This window comes from Hungatella sp., from assembly GCF_046966825.1.
Map to the genome: position 1 here is coordinate 104,220 of NZ_JBKVCZ010000004.1, position 15,415 is coordinate 119,634.

Below are 15,415 nucleotides of genomic sequence, written 5' to 3' on the forward strand. Positions count from 1 at the left end.
CATCAAAGGATGAGACGATCGCCTGGGCTCTCTGGCATATTGCCAGGCTGGAGGATTTGACCATGAATCTTCTGGTTTCCGGAGGGGAGCAGGTATGGAACCGGGAGTGGGCCCGGCGTCTGGGGACAGCAGTTGCAGATACCGGCAACGCGATGAGTGACGATCAGATCATGGAGCTCAGCAAGGCGCTGCGTCCCGCCGAACTGCTGCAATACAGGAGCGCGGTCGGCAGAAGGACGAGACAGATCGTGGAAGGACTGACGGCCGATGATATGAAGCGGGAGGTCCGAAAAGAAGACTTAAAACGCATACGGGAGGAAGGCGGCGTCACAGCACAGGAGGGCTCGGTATGGCTTCTGGATTATTGGGAAAAGAAGGACGTGGCAGGGCTTTTGCTCATGCCGACGACACGGGACCCCATGCTGCATTTAAACGACTGCTGCAAATGGAAACAGCAGATACGGTCGAAGAAAAAGTTTTATAGAAGTTAAATGAAAAAAATTGTAACCGGCCTGTAACGAATCGGGTTTCTGCAACACTAATTAACAGAGAGGAGGAAACACGTATATGGATTCCATGGAACAGATCTATTTATCACACGCGAAAACAGTATATGCCTTTCTCCTGACGAAGACACAGAACCCGGATCTGGCGGAGGAACTGACCCAGGAAACATTCTATCAGGCGGTGAAAAGCATCCATAAATTCAAAGAGCAGAGCAGTGTGTCTACCTGGCTCTGCGGCATTGCGCGGAACGTATGGTTCGATCATCTGCGGAAGCAGAAAGGCAGGGCCGATTTCAAGGAAGCGGAAGAGATTGCAGTCCCCTCCGCGGAGGAGGAAGTATTCTGTTCCTGGGATCAGCTTTCGGTCATGAAGCTGCTTCACCATCTGGAGGACCCCATGCGGGAGGTAATGTATCTGCGCCTGACCGGCAGTCTGACCTTTGGCCAGATCGGAGAGATCATGGGGAAGAGCGAGAACTGGGCGAGAGTGACTTTCTATCGGGGAAAGGAAAGAATTGTAAAGGAGGCGAAGGAAAATGAAACAGAACATACCCTGTGAAATGATCCGCGATCTTCTTCGCTGTATGTGGAAGGGCTGACGTCCGAGGAGAGCAGCAGGCAGATCGAGGCGCATATGGAGACCTGTGAGGACTGCCGCGGCCGGTATCTGCGGATGAAAGAGGACCTTGGACGTGAAACGGATGTAAAACGAAAAGAAAATGAACGGGAAATCGATTATTTGAAAAAAATCAGGAAGAGCAATCTGCGAAAAGTACTTTTAGGCATTGGCTCCGCATTTGCCGTAGTCCTGCTGGCCCTGTTTTTAAAGCTGTTTGTCATCGGATACCCGGTGGATTCCTATCTGGTGACGTATGCAAATGTGAACGAACATATGCTGGCGGTCGGAGGTGTCTTTTACGATTCCGCCTCTGTGTACCGGAGGTATAAACTGGTAGGAGAGAATGATGGAAATACAAAACTGGTGATCTATGCGTGTCTGCCGTCTGCCTGGAACAGGAGTGGAGTATTTAACCTGAACATTGATCTGACGGAGGTGGGAACGGATCTTTCCATCAATGGAATGACCGTGAAGCAGGACGGAACCATTGTAAGCAGGCAGGCAAATGAATTGTTCGCCGCGAAGCACCCGTATGTGGGAGATATGTCCGCCAACGGCAAAGTCGCACAGCTGCTCGGAATCGGCAGGGCGCTTGGCAGCTTTAAAAATGAGCTTCAGACTTCGGAGGAACCGTATGGATGGACATTGAACTTTGAGAACAGCGCGGCGAATTCGGCTGTGTTTGAAGAGCAAATGAAGGGATACGCCTGTGTCCTGATGGCTCTGACCGGAAATCTGGGAGAGGTCAATTGGACGTACACGGTCGAACTGGAAGACGGGCCGCAGGTAAGACAGGGGACCATGACCAGGGAGGCCTGTTCTGAGTGGGCGGGAGAACCCATCGAGACATTTGCAGAGAGTCCGGAAGCTGTTCAGAGGCTGCTTGATCTGACTGGTGTGACGAAGGAGTAAATATGGAATTTTTGAAAAAGAGATAGCTGAAGATAACTGCTCGGAAATGTTTTTGTATGAGTGCAGCTTCTGATAATTTAAAATGACTTAGTGAAAACTCTCAGTAAGAACAGGAGGAACCAGAATGGCTGTCTGGAATCCGTGGCGTGGGTGCCACCGGCACAGCGAGGGCTGCAAGTACTGCTATATACACAAAGGCGATGCGAGAAAAGGGATCAATACGGCCGAGGTGGTCCGGACGGATAAATTCTTTGCGCCTATAGAGAAAAAGAAGAACGGTGAATACAAAATGAAGCCGGGACAGGTGGTATATCTCTGCTTCCAGTCCGATTTCCTGGTTGAAGAGGCTGATGCGTGGCGGGAGGAGTGCTGGAAGATGATTCGTCAGAGAACGGACCTGCATTTTCTCTTTCTGACGAAACGTATTGAACGGTTTATGCAGTGTATTCCTCCCGACTGGGAAAATGGATATGACAATGTGACGGTCTGCTGTACAGTAGAAAATCAGGCCAGGGCCGATGAACGGCTTTCCATCTTTTCCGGCCTTCCGATCAGGCATAAAAATATCATCTGCCAGCCGCTGATTGAAAGGATCGATATACGTCCGTATTTATCCGGGGTTGAACTGGTGGTGGCCGGCGGCGAATCCGACCGGAATGCGCGGCCCCTGGATTATGAGTGGGTGCTCTGGCTGAGGCAGCAGTGTATGGAAAACGGGATTCATTTTGAATTCAGGCAGTGCGGGACTCATTTTATCAAGGACGGCAAACGGTACACGCTGGCGGTGAAGGACTTGGGAAGCCAGGTGCACAAGGCAGGGATCGATATCTAGTGCCGGCCGATGAAGCTATGGAAGGATTGGAGGAATGACGAATGCCACGGATATTTTTGGTAGAGGATGACAGGGAGATTGCGAAAAACCTTACGCTTTTGCTGCGCTCGGAGGGATTTACGGTCACCCACGCCCCCACGCGGGAGGAAGCATTTGCCGCAGCAGACGGCAATAAATTTGATCTGGCGCTGATTGATATTGCGCTGCCCGATGGAAATGGTTTTACGGTATATACAAAGATCAAGGAGACCCAGGATATTCCAGTGATCTTTCTGACTGCCTCGGGCGATGAGACGAGTGTTGTCACAGGGCTTAATATGGGAGCTGACGACTATATTACCAAGCCTTTCCGCCCGCGGGAGCTGATCGCGCGGATTGGGACAGCGCTGCGAAAAAACGGGCGCAGCGGGGCGGCATTTGAAATCTGCGGGCTTTCCGTCGATATGGCGGGCGGCGTTGTGAAAAAATATGGCCGCGAGGTTTTCCTCTCTGCGCTGGAGTACCGTTTACTGCTGGTGTTTGTTAATAATCCCAGGAGTATTATCACGAGAAGCAGGCTGCTTGATGAATTGTGGGACGCGGCGGGCGAATTTGTCAATGATAATACATTGACTGTGTATATCAAGCGGCTGCGGGAGAAGATAGAGGATGATCCTGCAAATCCGCAGATTATTCTGACTGTCCGCGGAACCGGGTATCGATTGGGGGGCGGAAATGTTTCGGAATAAGGAGTTTCGACAGTTTGCCATGGTGTTCGTCCTGACGGCAGCCGTCACGGTAGCACTTGGATTTACCATCAATACGGCGGCCGGAATTCTTACCGCCGTTTCAACTTCTGTCTTCGGCATCGCCTTTTTCCTGTTTACGAAAGCCCGATACAGGAGTATCGCACGGCTTTCCAATCAGATCGATCTCGTGCTGCACAATGCCGACCGTCTGGATCTCGACGAACTGGAAGAGGGCGAGCTGTCTATTCTCCACAGCGAAATAACGAAAATGCTGCTGCGCATTCGGGAACAGAACGAGGCACTGAAAAATGAAAAAATGCATCTTGCCGATTCGCTGGCCGATATCGCCCATCAGCTCCGCACACCTCTTACGTCTGCAAACTTAACGCTTTCCCTGCTGGAGAAAAATCCGGATGAAAACGAACGGAGGGCCTTTATTCGGGAAACAGAGGAACTGCTGGTGCGCATGGACTGGCTGATCACGTCTTTGCTTAAATTGTCCCGTCTGGACGCGGGCGTTGTGGTATTTCAACGAGAGCCGGTTGACGTAAACGACCTCATAAGCGCGGCTCTCCGGCCGCTGCTGATCCCTATGGAACTGCATGGGATTGTGGTGCAGAGAGAGGTGCGTGCAGATGCAAAGACGCCATTCCCCGTAATCGTTCAGGGCGACCCCGGCTGGCTGGCGGAGGCAGTACAGAACATCTTTAAAAACTGTATGGAAAGCACGGGGGATCACGGAACGATTGCGATTGACTGTACGGATACGGTTCTGTTCACTGAGATTACGATTCATGACAGCGGCGCGGGATTTGAAAAAGAAGCTCTGCCTCACATATTTGAGCGGTTTTACAGCGGAAAAAGCGCAAACAGGGCGGGATATGGGATCGGGCTGGCTCTCTGCAGGATGATTATCATCCGGCAGGGAGGGACGATTACTGCAAAAAATCATCCGCAGGGAGGCGCGGTATTTACCATCCGTTTTCCAAAGTGACGGATCTCTCACTGAAAAGTCACAGAGATGTAAGGTGAATTCTCTATTATATGAGTATACCATGAGGAAGGAGGCTCACATAATGGAGCTTTTAAAAATTGATAATCTATGCAAGGTCTACGGCAGGGGTGAAAATCAGGTTACTGCCCTTGACCACGTTTCACTCACAATCGAAAAGGGCGAGTTTGCCGCGATCATCGGCCCCTCCGGCTCCGGCAAATCGACACTGCTCCACATCATTGGCGGCGTGGACGTGCCGACCAGCGGAAAGGTGTATTTAGACGGGCAGGATGTGTATGCGGGAAACAGTGAAAAGCTGGCCATTTTCCGCAGGCGGCAGGTGGGGCTGATCTACCAGTTTCACAACCTCATTCCCACCCTGAATGTGGTGGAGAATATTACCTTGCCCATCCTGATGGACAAAAGGAAGGTCAACGAGGAACGACTGGAGGAATTGCTGGAAATGCTCGGTCTGAAAGACCGGAGAACGCATTTGCCTAATCAGCTGTCCGGGGGGCAGCAGCAGCGGGTCTCCGTTGGGCGTGCGCTGATGAATGCGCCGTCTGTCTGCCTGGCCGACGAACCGACAGGCAGTCTGGACAGCCACAACGGCCATGAGATCATCAATCTGCTGAAATTAAGCAACAAAAAATACCGGCAGACCCTCATCGTCGTCACGCATGATGAAAATATCGCCCTGCAGGCAGACCGCATCATCGGCATCTCGGATGGTAAGGTAGTGCGGGATGAGAGGATGGTGTGATGATGAATATCTTTCACAAGGTCACCCTGCAGAGCATGAAAAAGAGCCGTACGCGGACAATTGTCACCGTGATCGGGGTAATTCTGTCCGCGGCTATGATCACGGCTGTCACGACGTTCTCCGTTTCTCTGCTGAACTACATGATTAAGGGCGCGACAGTGAAATATGGCGGATGGCACGTCGAGTTTTTGGATGTCGATTCCTCATTCGCGGAGGCGCGGGCCCGGGACGCCGGAGTGGCTGGCACAGCGATATCCGAAAATATTGGCTATGCGGAGCTGAAAGGCGGGAAAAATCCCAACAAGCCCTATCTCTTTATTGCGGGATTCAGCAAAGAGGCTTTTGATACGGTTCCGATTGAGTTAGTCTCCGGCAGACTGCCTGAGAACAGCGGGGAGATTCTGGTTCCGGCCCATGTCGCGGCAAACGGCGGCGTTACTTATGCAGTGGGGGACACATTTTCGCTTGCCATCGGAAGCCGTATGGCTGGGGAAGGCCGTCTCGGCCAGCATGATCCCTTTCCTGCCAGAAATGAGCCGGGGAAGGAAAACGAAACCTTTGTGCCTCAGGAAGAAAGAACCTATACGGTTGTCGGCATCTGCGAAAGACCGGCTTTCGAGGAATTTACCGCGCCGGGTTATACCTTGATAACGACAGAAGACACAGCAGCAGGTCAGACGGCAGGACCGACAGATCAGACGGCAGGCTCGACAGATCAGACGACCAGTTTAAGCATCTTTGTCACACTTAAAAATCCGGGAAAAGTCCAGGCTTATATTGAAAGGACTGCCGGGCAAAGCGCATATGTCCTGAATGACAATGTGCTGCGTTTTCTGGGGGTGTCCAGCGATCACCTGTTTAATATGCTTTTATATTCCGTCGGCGGAATTTTGATGGCCCTGATCATGACAGGTTCGATTTTTCTGATTTACAATTCCTTTACCATCTCGCTGAACGAACGGACGCGCCAGTTCGGGATTCTGGCATCCGTGGGGGCTACGGCCGGACAGCTGCGGAATTCGGTGCTGTTTGAGGGGCTCTGTATCGGCGCGGCCGGTATTCCCATCGGTATCGTTGTGGGCCTTGGCAGCATTGGCCTTGTAATATCCTTTGTGGCGGAGAAGTTCAAAAACTTCGGCTACAGTGCCGTGTCTCTTTCGCTGACTGTGTCCGGTACAGCCATAGCGGGGGCGGCGGTGATCAGTCTGGTCACAATTCTGTTTGCCGCCTACATTCCGGCCAGGAAAGCGGCGTCCAGACCTGTGATGGAAAGCATTCGCCAGACCAATGAGATCAAAATCGAATCGGGAGCCGTGAAAACATCGAAGCTGGCGCAGCGCCTCTGCGGCCTGGAGGGAACGCTGGCTCTGAAAAATTTTAAAAGAAATAAGAAGCGCTGCCGCAGCATTGTGCTTTCCCTCTCTTTAAGCGTCGTTCTGTTTGTATCGGCCAATGCTTTTGGAAACTGCCTGAATCAGGGCGCGAAGCGGTCCGTGGTAAATACGGATTTTGACATCTGCTTTTCGTCCCCGAAAATCGATGAAAATGAATTATTCCGTCTTTACGGCAGACTTAAAACTGCGGAGGGGATCAAAGAAAGCTCTTATCAGGCGCTTATGTCATATTCCTGCGCGGTCAGGGCCGGCGACTTGTCAGACGAATACCGGAAATACATGGGGTATGAGAATCCGGATGAGACAGTCACACTGCCGATGGATATCCAGTTCATTGAGGACAGAGAATTCCGTAATTTTATCGAAAGCCAGGGATTGTCTCCGGAAGAATATACCGGCCAGAATGCGAAAATGATTGCCGTAGCGAAGCAAAAATCAGATGAGACGAAAAGCGGCCGGAGCGGGCTGGTTAATATGTTTGTAGGTGATTCCGTGAGCGGATCGGTCACTCCCGGAGCCGAACCGCCCGGGGAGGTGAAAGGGAACCCATCGGCAGACAAAGAGAAGCAGATAAGTATCACCTTCGTCGATACCATACCTCTCGATACACTTCCAAAGAACTCTTCCGATGTGAAGCCGTTTATCTTTATGATCGTCGCACCATGGCAGCTAAGAGAACAGTTTGTATCTCCGGATGCGGGGGAGATAATGGGACTGACCTTTCTGGCAGATAAGCCCTCCCAGGTGACGGCGGAGATGTCGGAAATGATTCAGGAAGCGGGAATAGGAACCGATTACACCCTGTATAATGTGAACAGGATGTTTGAAGAAAACCGCAGCATTCTGTTTGTCATTCATGTGTTTACGTATGTTTTTGTGATGATGATTTCGCTGATTGCGGCGGCCAATGTGTTCAATACCATTTCCACCAATATCAAGCTGCGCAGGCGGGAACTTGCCATGCTCCGGTCGGTAGGAATGTCTGACCGTGATTTCAATAAGATGATGAATTTTGAGTGTGCCTTCTACGGTATGCGGACGCTGCTGTTTGGGCTGCCGGCGGCGGGAATCTGCTCCTGGCTGATCTACTGCGGCATGGCTGCCGGGGGAGCGGATGTAAGCTTCGTATTTCCATGGGCAAGTATGGCAGTCAGCGCGTTCAGTGTGTTCTTTGTCGTGTTTATCACAATGGTGTTTGCAGTCGGAAAATTAAAGAAAGAGAATATCATTGATGCGCTTCGAGATGATATGGCTTAACAAAAGATCAGGGCCTGGCGGAAAAAGCCAGGCCCTGTATTGAATAAATTACGGTTGTTCCGCTTCTGCAGTACAGTAGGTCGTGCTACAGATCCAGTTTTAAATCCCCTTCCCTGATCCAGCCGGCTTTCCTTAAAAATTCTCCGAAGACCAGCGTCAGAACGGCGGGAAGCGAAAGCAGACCAGCAGAATTCAATCCATTCTGGCGCCGCCGCCATCGCGGTATAGACGCCAGTGGACCAACCAGCCCGCAGGTTCCCATGCCGGAGGCCGTCTCAATGTTTTCATCTGGAAGATCACCGTGGCGACCGGGCCGGTTACGGGGAGGCCAGCGTGGGCGCAATCAGATTTTCAGTTCTTTACGATGTTGCCCATCTGGAGCATGGAGGTGCCGAGCCCCTGGGCCAGCAAGCCGCCCCAGCCATTTTCCCGGAAGCTTAGAACAGCAAACCCGATCATCTGGGCGCAGCAGCCTGCCGTGGCCGCGCCGCCTGCCAGACCGTCGAGCGCCAGCATAATACAGATAGCGGCGCTGCTGATCGGCAGCGTCAAGGCGATCCCGATGAGGCCGGATACCAGGATTCCCATGAAGAAGGGCTGCATCTCCGTGGCTGTTTTTACCAGATTTCCGAAGGCGGCCATAAAGGCAGCCACACCCGGTCCTACAAACTGAGCGATCAGGACGCCGGAGATGATGGTGACGCCGGGGGTGACGATGATGTCGACCCGGGTTTCCTTCGATACGATTTTTCCGAGTTCCGCTGCCACGACGGTGGCCACCAGTGCGCCGACCGGTCCGCCCAGCTCGTTGCCGGCGATCCCGACGGTAGCGGCCGAGAATAAGACCAGCTGCGGCGCCTTCAGCGCATAAGCGATTGATACTCCCAGTGCTGCGCCGGTCGCACTTTTTGCGTAGCCCGCAATGGTGCCAAATAACGCGACACCTGTCTTGTCACCCAATGTTGCAAAGATGGTGCCGATCAGCAGCGAGGCAAATAAGCCAAATGCCATGGCACCCAATGCATCAATGAGATAGGTCTGGACGGTGATGTTGACGTTTTTACGTTTCAAAAACTCTTTCACGCCTGTTTTTTCCATGTTAGAAATCTCCTTTATGTATTTGTCTGTTACAGGTGCACACATTTGGCGAAAATGCCAAAGCAGTTAGTTATGTATTTTACCATAGAATTGGAAAATTGCAAGAATAACATGAAAAAGGACCAGCCGGGGGAGCTGATCCTTTTTTCGGAGAAGGTATTTCGTTTCTTATGGGGTGTAGCAAAAACTATATAATGTATTGGGGGGGGGTTTACGATTATTAATATAACTCATTCCCACAAAAAAGTGTTCACAAACTTTGGGAAAATCAAAATGAAAAATTGTGCGTTTTACCAGTATAAAAATATTGGTTATAAAAATTAGATAAAAACAGTGTGTGCAGCGGTGGGGATAGGTCATAATTTATATAATGGAGTGAGGCTCTGCCGGTACTGCATTTTATTTACAATTAATGGCGCAGTGCGGTACAAGGTTCTATATCAGGGCTTTTTCTCATAAAGATTACTTAACTACTTTATCAGATCTTTTGAGGAAGCTATTTTATGAATAATACTCCATATAGTATCCATGCGAATCCGGACTCCATACCGGTTATCCATTCGAACTGGTATCCTCCGGTCGCCGTCACCGAAAAAAATCTTCAGTACGCGCAGATTCTCATGCCGGACCTGGCTGCAGCGGTCAGCGAAATGACCACGGTACACCAATATCTGTATCAGTCCTGGACTGCCGGCAGCAATTATAATAACGAGTCCTGCAAGCCGGATTCCCGCGCCTTACATAAAAACATACGCCGTGTGATCCAGCGCATCGCTGTGGTTGAACAACACCATTTTACCATTATCGGACAGCTCATTACTCTTCTTGGCGGCCAGCCGGAATGCCGTTCGGCGGAGCCGTGTTCGTACTGGCGCGGAAATATGGTAGATTACAGCTGCGATATCCGTACCGTGCTGGCGACAGACGCCGAGTCCGAGAAGTTCGCCGCCCAGGCATATGCCGATCAGTCTCAAAAGATCAAGGACCCTCAGGTATCCAAAATGCTCGCGCGTCTGTCTCTGGACGAGAAGCTGCATTATAAAATATTCAGTGATTTTTTATCGCAAATCTAATCAGAATTGTAGTATATATCGCATTTGAATGTATTGACGTTGTTAACACGTTGTGCTTTGATCTTATTAAAGGAGATGATAACAATGGCAAAGACATCAAACATAAATATTCGGATTGACCCTGACATTAAAGAGCAGGCCGAGCATTTGTTTTCAAAGTTTGGAATAACGATTACAGATGCAATAAATATGTTTCTTCATCAAAGTATTAACGTTGGCGGAATTCCATTTGAGTTAAAAGTTGAGAAGCCAAATGCGGTTACTTCAGCTGCTATGGATGATGCCGTTAATGGAAAAGATATACATGGTCCCTTTGACAGTGTGGAAGCTTTGATGGAGGATCTCAATGCTTAAAGCCGGGTATCAGGGGCAATTTAAAAAGGATTATAAGCTGGCAGTTATAAGAGGCTGTAACCCCGAACCATTCTGGTTTAGGGCGCTATTGCTTTTTCTGCTATGTCTGAAGCATTCTCTGCGAGCCTCTGCGGCAGGAAGCTGCTTTTTGCACAATATGTATATTCAATGAGTTGTTTAAGTTGGTGTTTTGTTTTTTTCATATCTTATCTTTTATTCTGGAAACACTGTCGTTCTTTATTGCTTAAATGTGTAATGAACATTCTCCTAAATCACTATTTTCCCGATCACAGTCGTTAAAAAGAGGACTTGTGTCCTTTTTGTATCTACTTTTTGCCTAAAAAATGGCTCGTAAAAATGTGATATTTTCACAAAGTGGATAATATTTCCTCGTAAAGGGACATAAGTCCTTTTAAAATGAAAAAACCATTGCTACAATGTGATTATTCCAAAATAAAAAGAGACATAAGCTCCATTGAAAAAGAAAGAGGTGGAATGCATGAATAAGGTTTTAGACATTGTGACATCGAAGGGACTGACGTATGAACAGAAGGTGGTGGCCCTGGCCCATGCGGCGGAGAACAGTCTGGAGGTACTGGAGATACCGGAGAAGACCCGTCACTATATGGAGACCGGAGCCATCTGTGACCTGGACGAAGGCCATGCGCCGTACCGGCCTAGATATATCATGCCGGATTACGAAGCGGCGGTAAAAAAAGGGTGTGAATTTCTGCAGCTTGACCCGCCGAAGGATCTTGACGAGGTGATTCAGTTCCTGGAGATTTTGTACCGCCATGTGCCCTCCATCACCAGTTACCCCGTTTATCTTGGCAACATCGACCGCCTGATCGAACCGTTTCTCGAAGGTGTGAGCGATGAGGAAGCGGAGAAAAAGCTGAGATTGTTCCTGATTTATCTGGACCGAACCATTACCGACGGGTTCTGTCATGCAAATCTGGGCCCGGAGGAGACGAGAACCGGACGGATCATCCTGAAGCTGGAAAAAGAGCTTCAAAATGCGGTGCCGAACCTGACACTGAAATATGATCCGGATATTACGCCGGACTCCTATGGAGAACTGGCGCTCTATACCTCCCTTTACTGCGCAAATCCGGCCATCTGCAACCACCGGATGCACAAGGATACGTATGGGGACTACGGTATTTCCAGCTGTTACAACATTCTGCCCATTGGAGGCGGTTCCTACACACTGACGAGAATCGTCCTTCCGAAGCTGGTTCCCGAGGCAGACAGCAGGGAACAGTTTCTTGCGGAGACCCTTCCGGACTGTCTGCAGCGCATGGGGGACTATATGAACGAGAGAATCCGGTTCCTCGTGGAAGAATCGAATTTCTTCGAGACCTCGTTCCTTTCCAGAGAAGGTTTTATTGCCAGGGATAAATTCCTTGCCATGTTCGGAGTCGTGGGGCTGGCGGAATGCACCAATCTGCTGATGGATGACCCGGACAAGATCTATGGAAGCGATCAGGAAGCGGACCAGCTGGCAGACCAGATTATGCAGGTTATCGCGGAATATGCGGAGACGTCGAAGGCGCTTTACTCGGAGGTATTTCATGACCATTTTGCACTCCACGCGCAGGTCGGAATCGACTCAGACCACGGAATTACGTCGGGAGTGAGGATTCCGGTTGGAATGGAACCGGAACGCATGTATGACCACCTTCGCCACAGCGCGCGTTTCCATCGCTTTTTCCCGACCGGATGCGCGGATATCTTTTCCTTTGACCCAACCGGCAGAAATAATCCGGCGGCCATGCTGGATATCGTAAAGGGGGCATTTTCCCTGGGTGATAAATACATAAGCTTTTATGCGTCGGACAGCGATTTAGTCCGGATTACCGGCTATCTGGTAAAACGGAGCGAGATGGAAAAGTATTACGAGGGCGAGGCGGTGCTTCAGAATACGGTGCATCTCGGAGGAGATAACTACCGGAACGCACATCTGGAAAACAGGAAGGTGAGGGCGCTATGAGCATGGTCCCTCCCGAGGCCGTGATTAATAAGATTATTCCGTTGAGCGTTGTGGACGGTCCGGGCTGCCGCACCTCCGTATTCGTCCAGGGCTGCAATATCGCCTGCGCCTATTGCCACAACCCTGAGACACAGCAGTTGTGCAGCGGCTGCGGTCTCTGTGTCAGCCAGTGTCCGGCGGGAGCGCTGTCGATTCAGGAAAATGGCGGAGAAACGCCGAAGGAAAATGAGCATGACCGCGTAATCTGGGATGAGAGCCTTTGCGTGCAGTGCGATACCTGCATTCGCGTCTGTCCCAGCCACGCGTCTCCCAAGGTACGCCGGATGAGCGCAGAAGACGTGTGGAAGGAAATTGAAAAAAACATGCCGTTTATCCAGGGAATCACCGTTTCCGGAGGCGAATGTACCTTGTATCCGGAGTTCCTCACAGAGCTGTTTCGGCGGGCAGGGAAAGCGGGGCTTACCTGTTTCCTGGACAGCAACGGCTGTGTGGATTTGTCCCAATATCCACGGCTGATGCAGGTGACGGATCAGGTGATGTTAGATGTAAAGGCCTGGGATCACGACGTCTTTGGACGGCTGACAGGCGGAGATGTCTCTATAGTAAAGAAGAATCTCAAATATCTGGCGGAACACGGAAAATTATTCGAAGTGCGGCTGGTCTGTCTGGATTCGGAGCGCGAGGGGGAAAAACGGCAGGAAGGGGTTCCCGAAGTGGATATGGAGGCGGTCATCGCAGGCGTATCCCGGGAAGCGGCTCCCTATTTAAAGGAATTCCGGCTGAAGCTGATCACCTTCCGCCAATATGGAGTGACCGGAAGTCTTAAGGATGCGAAAAGTCCATCCCGGGAACGCATGGAAGAGCTTAAGCGTTTGGCGGTCAGATATGGGTTTCAGGATATCCAGGTGGTATAGGAAATGAGAGAGAATAAAGAAGAGTAAAACAATAAATAAAAAAGCAGAAAACGTAAAAACAAAAAAACAAAACGGAGGATCAGATTTATGAAGCTCAGAAGAGGAATTGTATTCGGTTTAACGGCGGCAATGGCACTGTCTCTTACAGCATGCGGAGGCGCAAAGACGGAGAGCACAAAGGGAGAAAGCGCAAAGGCAGAGAGCGCGAACACGGAAGGCGGTACATCAGAGGGAAAGAGCAGCTTCTCGATTGCGATGATCACCGATACGGGCGGAATCAATGACCAGTCGTTTAACCAGTCCGCATGGGAAGGTCTGACGGAGTTAAAGAACGAAAAGGGCGTGGAGGTCAACTACATCGAGTCGAAGCAGGCTTCCGATTTCGTTACGAATCTGGAAAGGCTGGGAGACAGCGGCGCCAATCTCTTATGGGGCGTAGGCTATGCCTGTGCGGACGCAGTTTTAGAGGCCGCGGACAGCAACCCGGATATCCAGTATGCAATCATCGACAATGCTTACGACGATACGCCGGACAATGTGACGGGCGTGATGTTCCGGGCGCAGGAGCCGTCCTTCATGGTTGGATATGTGGCCGGACGTATGACAGAAACTAATAAGGTAGGCTTTGTCGGAGGCATTTCCTCAGGTCTGATCGATCAGTTCCAGTACGGGTATGAGGCCGGCGTCAAGTATGCAGCAAAGGAGCTGGGCAAGGACATTGACATTTCCGTACAGTATGCGGAGAGCTTCAGCGATGCGGCAAAGGGAAAAGCCATCGCCACGAAGATGTATTCCGACGGATGTGACGTGATCTATCACGCGGCAGGCGGAAGCGGAACAGGCGTCATCGAAGCGGCCAAGGAAGCGGACAAATGGGTGATCGGCGTGGACAGAGACCAGGCTTACTTAGCGCCGGAGCACGTTCTGACCTCAGCGCTCAAGCTGGTAGGAAAAGCCGTCAAGGAAGTTTCCATCGAGGCCATGGACGGCGGAACAATCGGCGGCCAGACGCTCACCTTCGGATTAAAGGAAGAGTGTGTGGGAATACCGGAGGAGCATGGTAATATGGCAGACGGTGTCTATGAGGATACGCTGAAGGTAGCGGATTCGATCTGAAACGGGGAACTGGTACCGCCGACCACAAAAGAGGAATACGAAGCGTTTATCGCAGAATAGGATAAATGAATTTACACCGCAGAGTTAAGAAACAGAATTTAACCTGCGGTGTAAACAATGAAAGGAGAAATCGAGATGGCCACGGTGAGCAGCGACTATGCGGTTCAGATGCACGGGATCACAAAGCGGTTTGGGGCGTTTTACGCTTTAAAGAACATGAATCTGGACGTAAAGAAGGGCAGCATCCATTCCCTTCTGGGTGAAAATGGGGCGGGAAAAAGTACACTGATGAATGTGTTGTACGGTCTGTATCAGGCCGATGAAGGCGAGATATACGTAGGCGGCAAAAAGACAGATATCAAGAAGCCCAATGTAGCGATTGCTAACGGGATCGGCATGGTTCATCAGCATTTCATGCTGGTGGAGGATTTTACGGTAACACAGAATATCATTTTGGGCAATGAGACGACCTCCCACGCGGGAGTTGTGGACATGAAGAGGGCCAGAAAACAGATTCTGGAAATCGTGGAGAAATACGGGCTGGAAGTCGATCCGGATGCGAAAGTAAACGATATATCCGTGGGAATGCAGCAGCGCGTGGAGATATTAAAGGCCCTGTACCGCGGGGCAGAGCTGCTGATTCTGGATGAGCCCACCGCAGTTTTGACTCCCCAGGAGACCCGGGATCTTCTCTCCATCATGCACAATCTGGTAAATGACGGAAAAGCCATCATTATCATCACCCATAAGCTGAAGGAAATCAAGGCCTCCTCCGACACCTGCACCATCATCCGCCGCGGAGAGTACATCGATACGATTTCGGTAAAAGAGGTTTCAGAGCAGGAACTGGCCACGCTCATGG

15 protein-coding genes and 1 pseudogene are annotated in these 15,415 nt (G+C 50.7%); 14 read left to right on the forward strand and 2 right to left on the reverse strand.

Annotated features, from left to right (window positions below):
- The 8 genes and pseudogenes from ACLTD4_RS02685 to ACLTD4_RS02720 form a co-directional block, all read left to right on the forward strand.
- Positions 1-491: DinB family protein (locus ACLTD4_RS02685; protein ID WP_412331100.1), on the forward strand; the 491-nt coding region annotated here is incomplete at its 5' end.
- 76 nt (positions 492-567) lie between these two features.
- Positions 568-1,065 carry an RNA polymerase sigma factor gene (locus ACLTD4_RS02690; RefSeq protein ID WP_117634000.1) on the forward strand — a complete coding sequence of 166 codons (498 nt, stop codon included), beginning with the start codon at positions 568-570 and terminating at the stop codon, positions 1,063-1,065.
- A pseudogene (locus ACLTD4_RS02695) lies at positions 1,043-2,037 on the forward strand (DUF4825 domain-containing protein). The gene ACLTD4_RS02690 and the pseudogene ACLTD4_RS02695 overlap by 23 nt, the downstream one beginning before the upstream one ends.
- A gap of 124 nt (positions 2,038-2,161) precedes the next feature.
- Positions 2,162-2,869: a DUF5131 family protein gene (locus ACLTD4_RS02700; RefSeq protein ID WP_117633998.1), complete on the forward strand. Its 708-nt coding sequence runs from the start codon at positions 2,162-2,164 to the stop codon at positions 2,867-2,869.
- A gap of 41 nt (positions 2,870-2,910) precedes the next feature.
- Complete coding sequence (locus ACLTD4_RS02705; RefSeq protein ID WP_002601368.1) at positions 2,911-3,597, forward strand: response regulator transcription factor; 687 nt, start codon at positions 2,911-2,913, stop codon at positions 3,595-3,597.
- Positions 3,584-4,591, forward strand: coding sequence for a sensor histidine kinase (locus tag ACLTD4_RS02710; RefSeq protein ID WP_117633997.1), 1,008 nt, complete (start codon positions 3,584-3,586; stop codon positions 4,589-4,591). The genes ACLTD4_RS02705 and ACLTD4_RS02710 overlap by 14 nt, the downstream gene beginning before the upstream one ends.
- A gap of 82 nt (positions 4,592-4,673) precedes the next feature.
- Positions 4,674-5,354 (forward strand): ABC transporter ATP-binding protein, encoded by a 681-nt coding sequence (locus ACLTD4_RS02715; RefSeq protein ID WP_002601366.1) that lies wholly within the window; start codon positions 4,674-4,676, stop codon positions 5,352-5,354.
- A gap of 2 nt (positions 5,355-5,356) precedes the next feature.
- Entirely contained in the window at positions 5,357-8,005 is a 2,649-nt protein-coding gene (locus tag ACLTD4_RS02720; RefSeq protein WP_117634046.1) for an ABC transporter permease, read from the forward strand.
- Positions 8,006-8,090: 85 nt separating this feature from the next.
- Here ACLTD4_RS02720 and ACLTD4_RS02725 read toward each other — a convergent pair whose 3' ends face one another.
- Together ACLTD4_RS02725 and ACLTD4_RS02730 are read right to left on the reverse strand one after the other, a co-directional pair.
- A complete protein-coding gene (locus tag ACLTD4_RS02725) occupies positions 8,091-8,267 on the reverse strand; it encodes a hypothetical protein (protein ID WP_412331101.1) in 177 nt (58 codons plus the stop codon).
- Positions 8,268-8,356: 89 nt separating this feature from the next.
- A complete protein-coding gene (locus ACLTD4_RS02730; RefSeq protein WP_412331102.1) occupies positions 8,357-9,103 on the reverse strand; it encodes a PTS sugar transporter subunit IIC in 747 nt (248 codons plus the stop codon).
- A gap of 503 nt (positions 9,104-9,606) precedes the next feature.
- Between ACLTD4_RS02730 and ACLTD4_RS02735 the strand changes: the two genes are divergently transcribed.
- From ACLTD4_RS02735 to ACLTD4_RS02760, 6 genes are all read left to right on the forward strand, one after another.
- On the forward strand, positions 9,607-10,176 hold the full coding sequence (locus ACLTD4_RS02735) for a ferritin-like domain-containing protein (RefSeq protein ID WP_117633996.1): 570 nt from the start codon (positions 9,607-9,609) through the stop codon (positions 10,174-10,176).
- Positions 10,177-10,260: 84 nt separating this feature from the next.
- Complete coding sequence (locus ACLTD4_RS02740; RefSeq protein ID WP_055659015.1) at positions 10,261-10,530, forward strand: type II toxin-antitoxin system RelB/DinJ family antitoxin; 270 nt, start codon at positions 10,261-10,263, stop codon at positions 10,528-10,530.
- A gap of 499 nt (positions 10,531-11,029) precedes the next feature.
- The gene (locus ACLTD4_RS02745) at positions 11,030-12,523 is read left to right on the forward strand and encodes a YjjI family glycine radical enzyme (protein WP_117633995.1); all 1,494 of its coding nucleotides are present in this window, start codon (positions 11,030-11,032) and stop codon (positions 12,521-12,523) included.
- On the forward strand, positions 12,520-13,437 hold the full coding sequence (locus ACLTD4_RS02750) for a YjjW family glycine radical enzyme activase (protein ID WP_117633994.1): 918 nt from the start codon (positions 12,520-12,522) through the stop codon (positions 13,435-13,437). Before ACLTD4_RS02745 ends, ACLTD4_RS02750 begins: the two co-directional genes overlap by 4 nt.
- Before the next feature lie 87 nt (positions 13,438-13,524).
- Complete coding sequence (locus ACLTD4_RS02755; protein ID WP_117633993.1) at positions 13,525-14,553, forward strand: BMP family ABC transporter substrate-binding protein; 1,029 nt, start codon at positions 13,525-13,527, stop codon at positions 14,551-14,553.
- Positions 14,554-14,688: 135 nt separating this feature from the next.
- The coding region (locus ACLTD4_RS02760; protein WP_412331103.1) for an ATP-binding cassette domain-containing protein at positions 14,689-15,415 on the forward strand (727 nt) is incomplete at its 3' end.

Excerpts from the sequence above, each read along its gene's own strand:
- ACLTD4_RS02705 (WP_002601368.1), top strand. The coding sequence starts at position 2,911 with ATGCCACGGATATTTTTGGTAGAGGATGACAGGGAGATTGCGAAAAAC.
- ACLTD4_RS02690 (WP_117634000.1), top strand. The coding sequence starts at position 568 with ATGGATTCCATGGAACAGATCTATTTATCACACGCGAAAACAGTATAT.
- ACLTD4_RS02735 (WP_117633996.1), top strand. The coding sequence starts at position 9,607 with ATGAATAATACTCCATATAGTATCCATGCGAATCCGGACTCCATACCG.
- ACLTD4_RS02745 (WP_117633995.1), top strand. The coding sequence starts at position 11,030 with ATGAATAAGGTTTTAGACATTGTGACATCGAAGGGACTGACGTATGAA.
- ACLTD4_RS02715 (WP_002601366.1), top strand. The coding sequence starts at position 4,674 with ATGGAGCTTTTAAAAATTGATAATCTATGCAAGGTCTACGGCAGGGGT.
- ACLTD4_RS02750 (WP_117633994.1), top strand. The coding sequence starts at position 12,520 with ATGAGCATGGTCCCTCCCGAGGCCGTGATTAATAAGATTATTCCGTTG.
- ACLTD4_RS02740 (WP_055659015.1), top strand. The coding sequence starts at position 10,261 with ATGGCAAAGACATCAAACATAAATATTCGGATTGACCCTGACATTAAA.
- ACLTD4_RS02725 (WP_412331101.1), bottom strand. The coding sequence starts at position 8,267 with ATGGGAACCTGCGGGCTGGTTGGTCCACTGGCGTCTATACCGCGATGG.
- ACLTD4_RS02710 (WP_117633997.1), top strand. The coding sequence starts at position 3,584 with ATGTTTCGGAATAAGGAGTTTCGACAGTTTGCCATGGTGTTCGTCCTG.
- ACLTD4_RS02755 (WP_117633993.1), top strand. The coding sequence starts at position 13,525 with ATGAAGCTCAGAAGAGGAATTGTATTCGGTTTAACGGCGGCAATGGCA.
- ACLTD4_RS02700 (WP_117633998.1), top strand. The coding sequence starts at position 2,162 with ATGGCTGTCTGGAATCCGTGGCGTGGGTGCCACCGGCACAGCGAGGGC.
- ACLTD4_RS02720 (WP_117634046.1), top strand. The coding sequence starts at position 5,357 with ATGAATATCTTTCACAAGGTCACCCTGCAGAGCATGAAAAAGAGCCGT.
- ACLTD4_RS02730 (WP_412331102.1), bottom strand. The coding sequence starts at position 9,103 with ATGGAAAAAACAGGCGTGAAAGAGTTTTTGAAACGTAAAAACGTCAAC.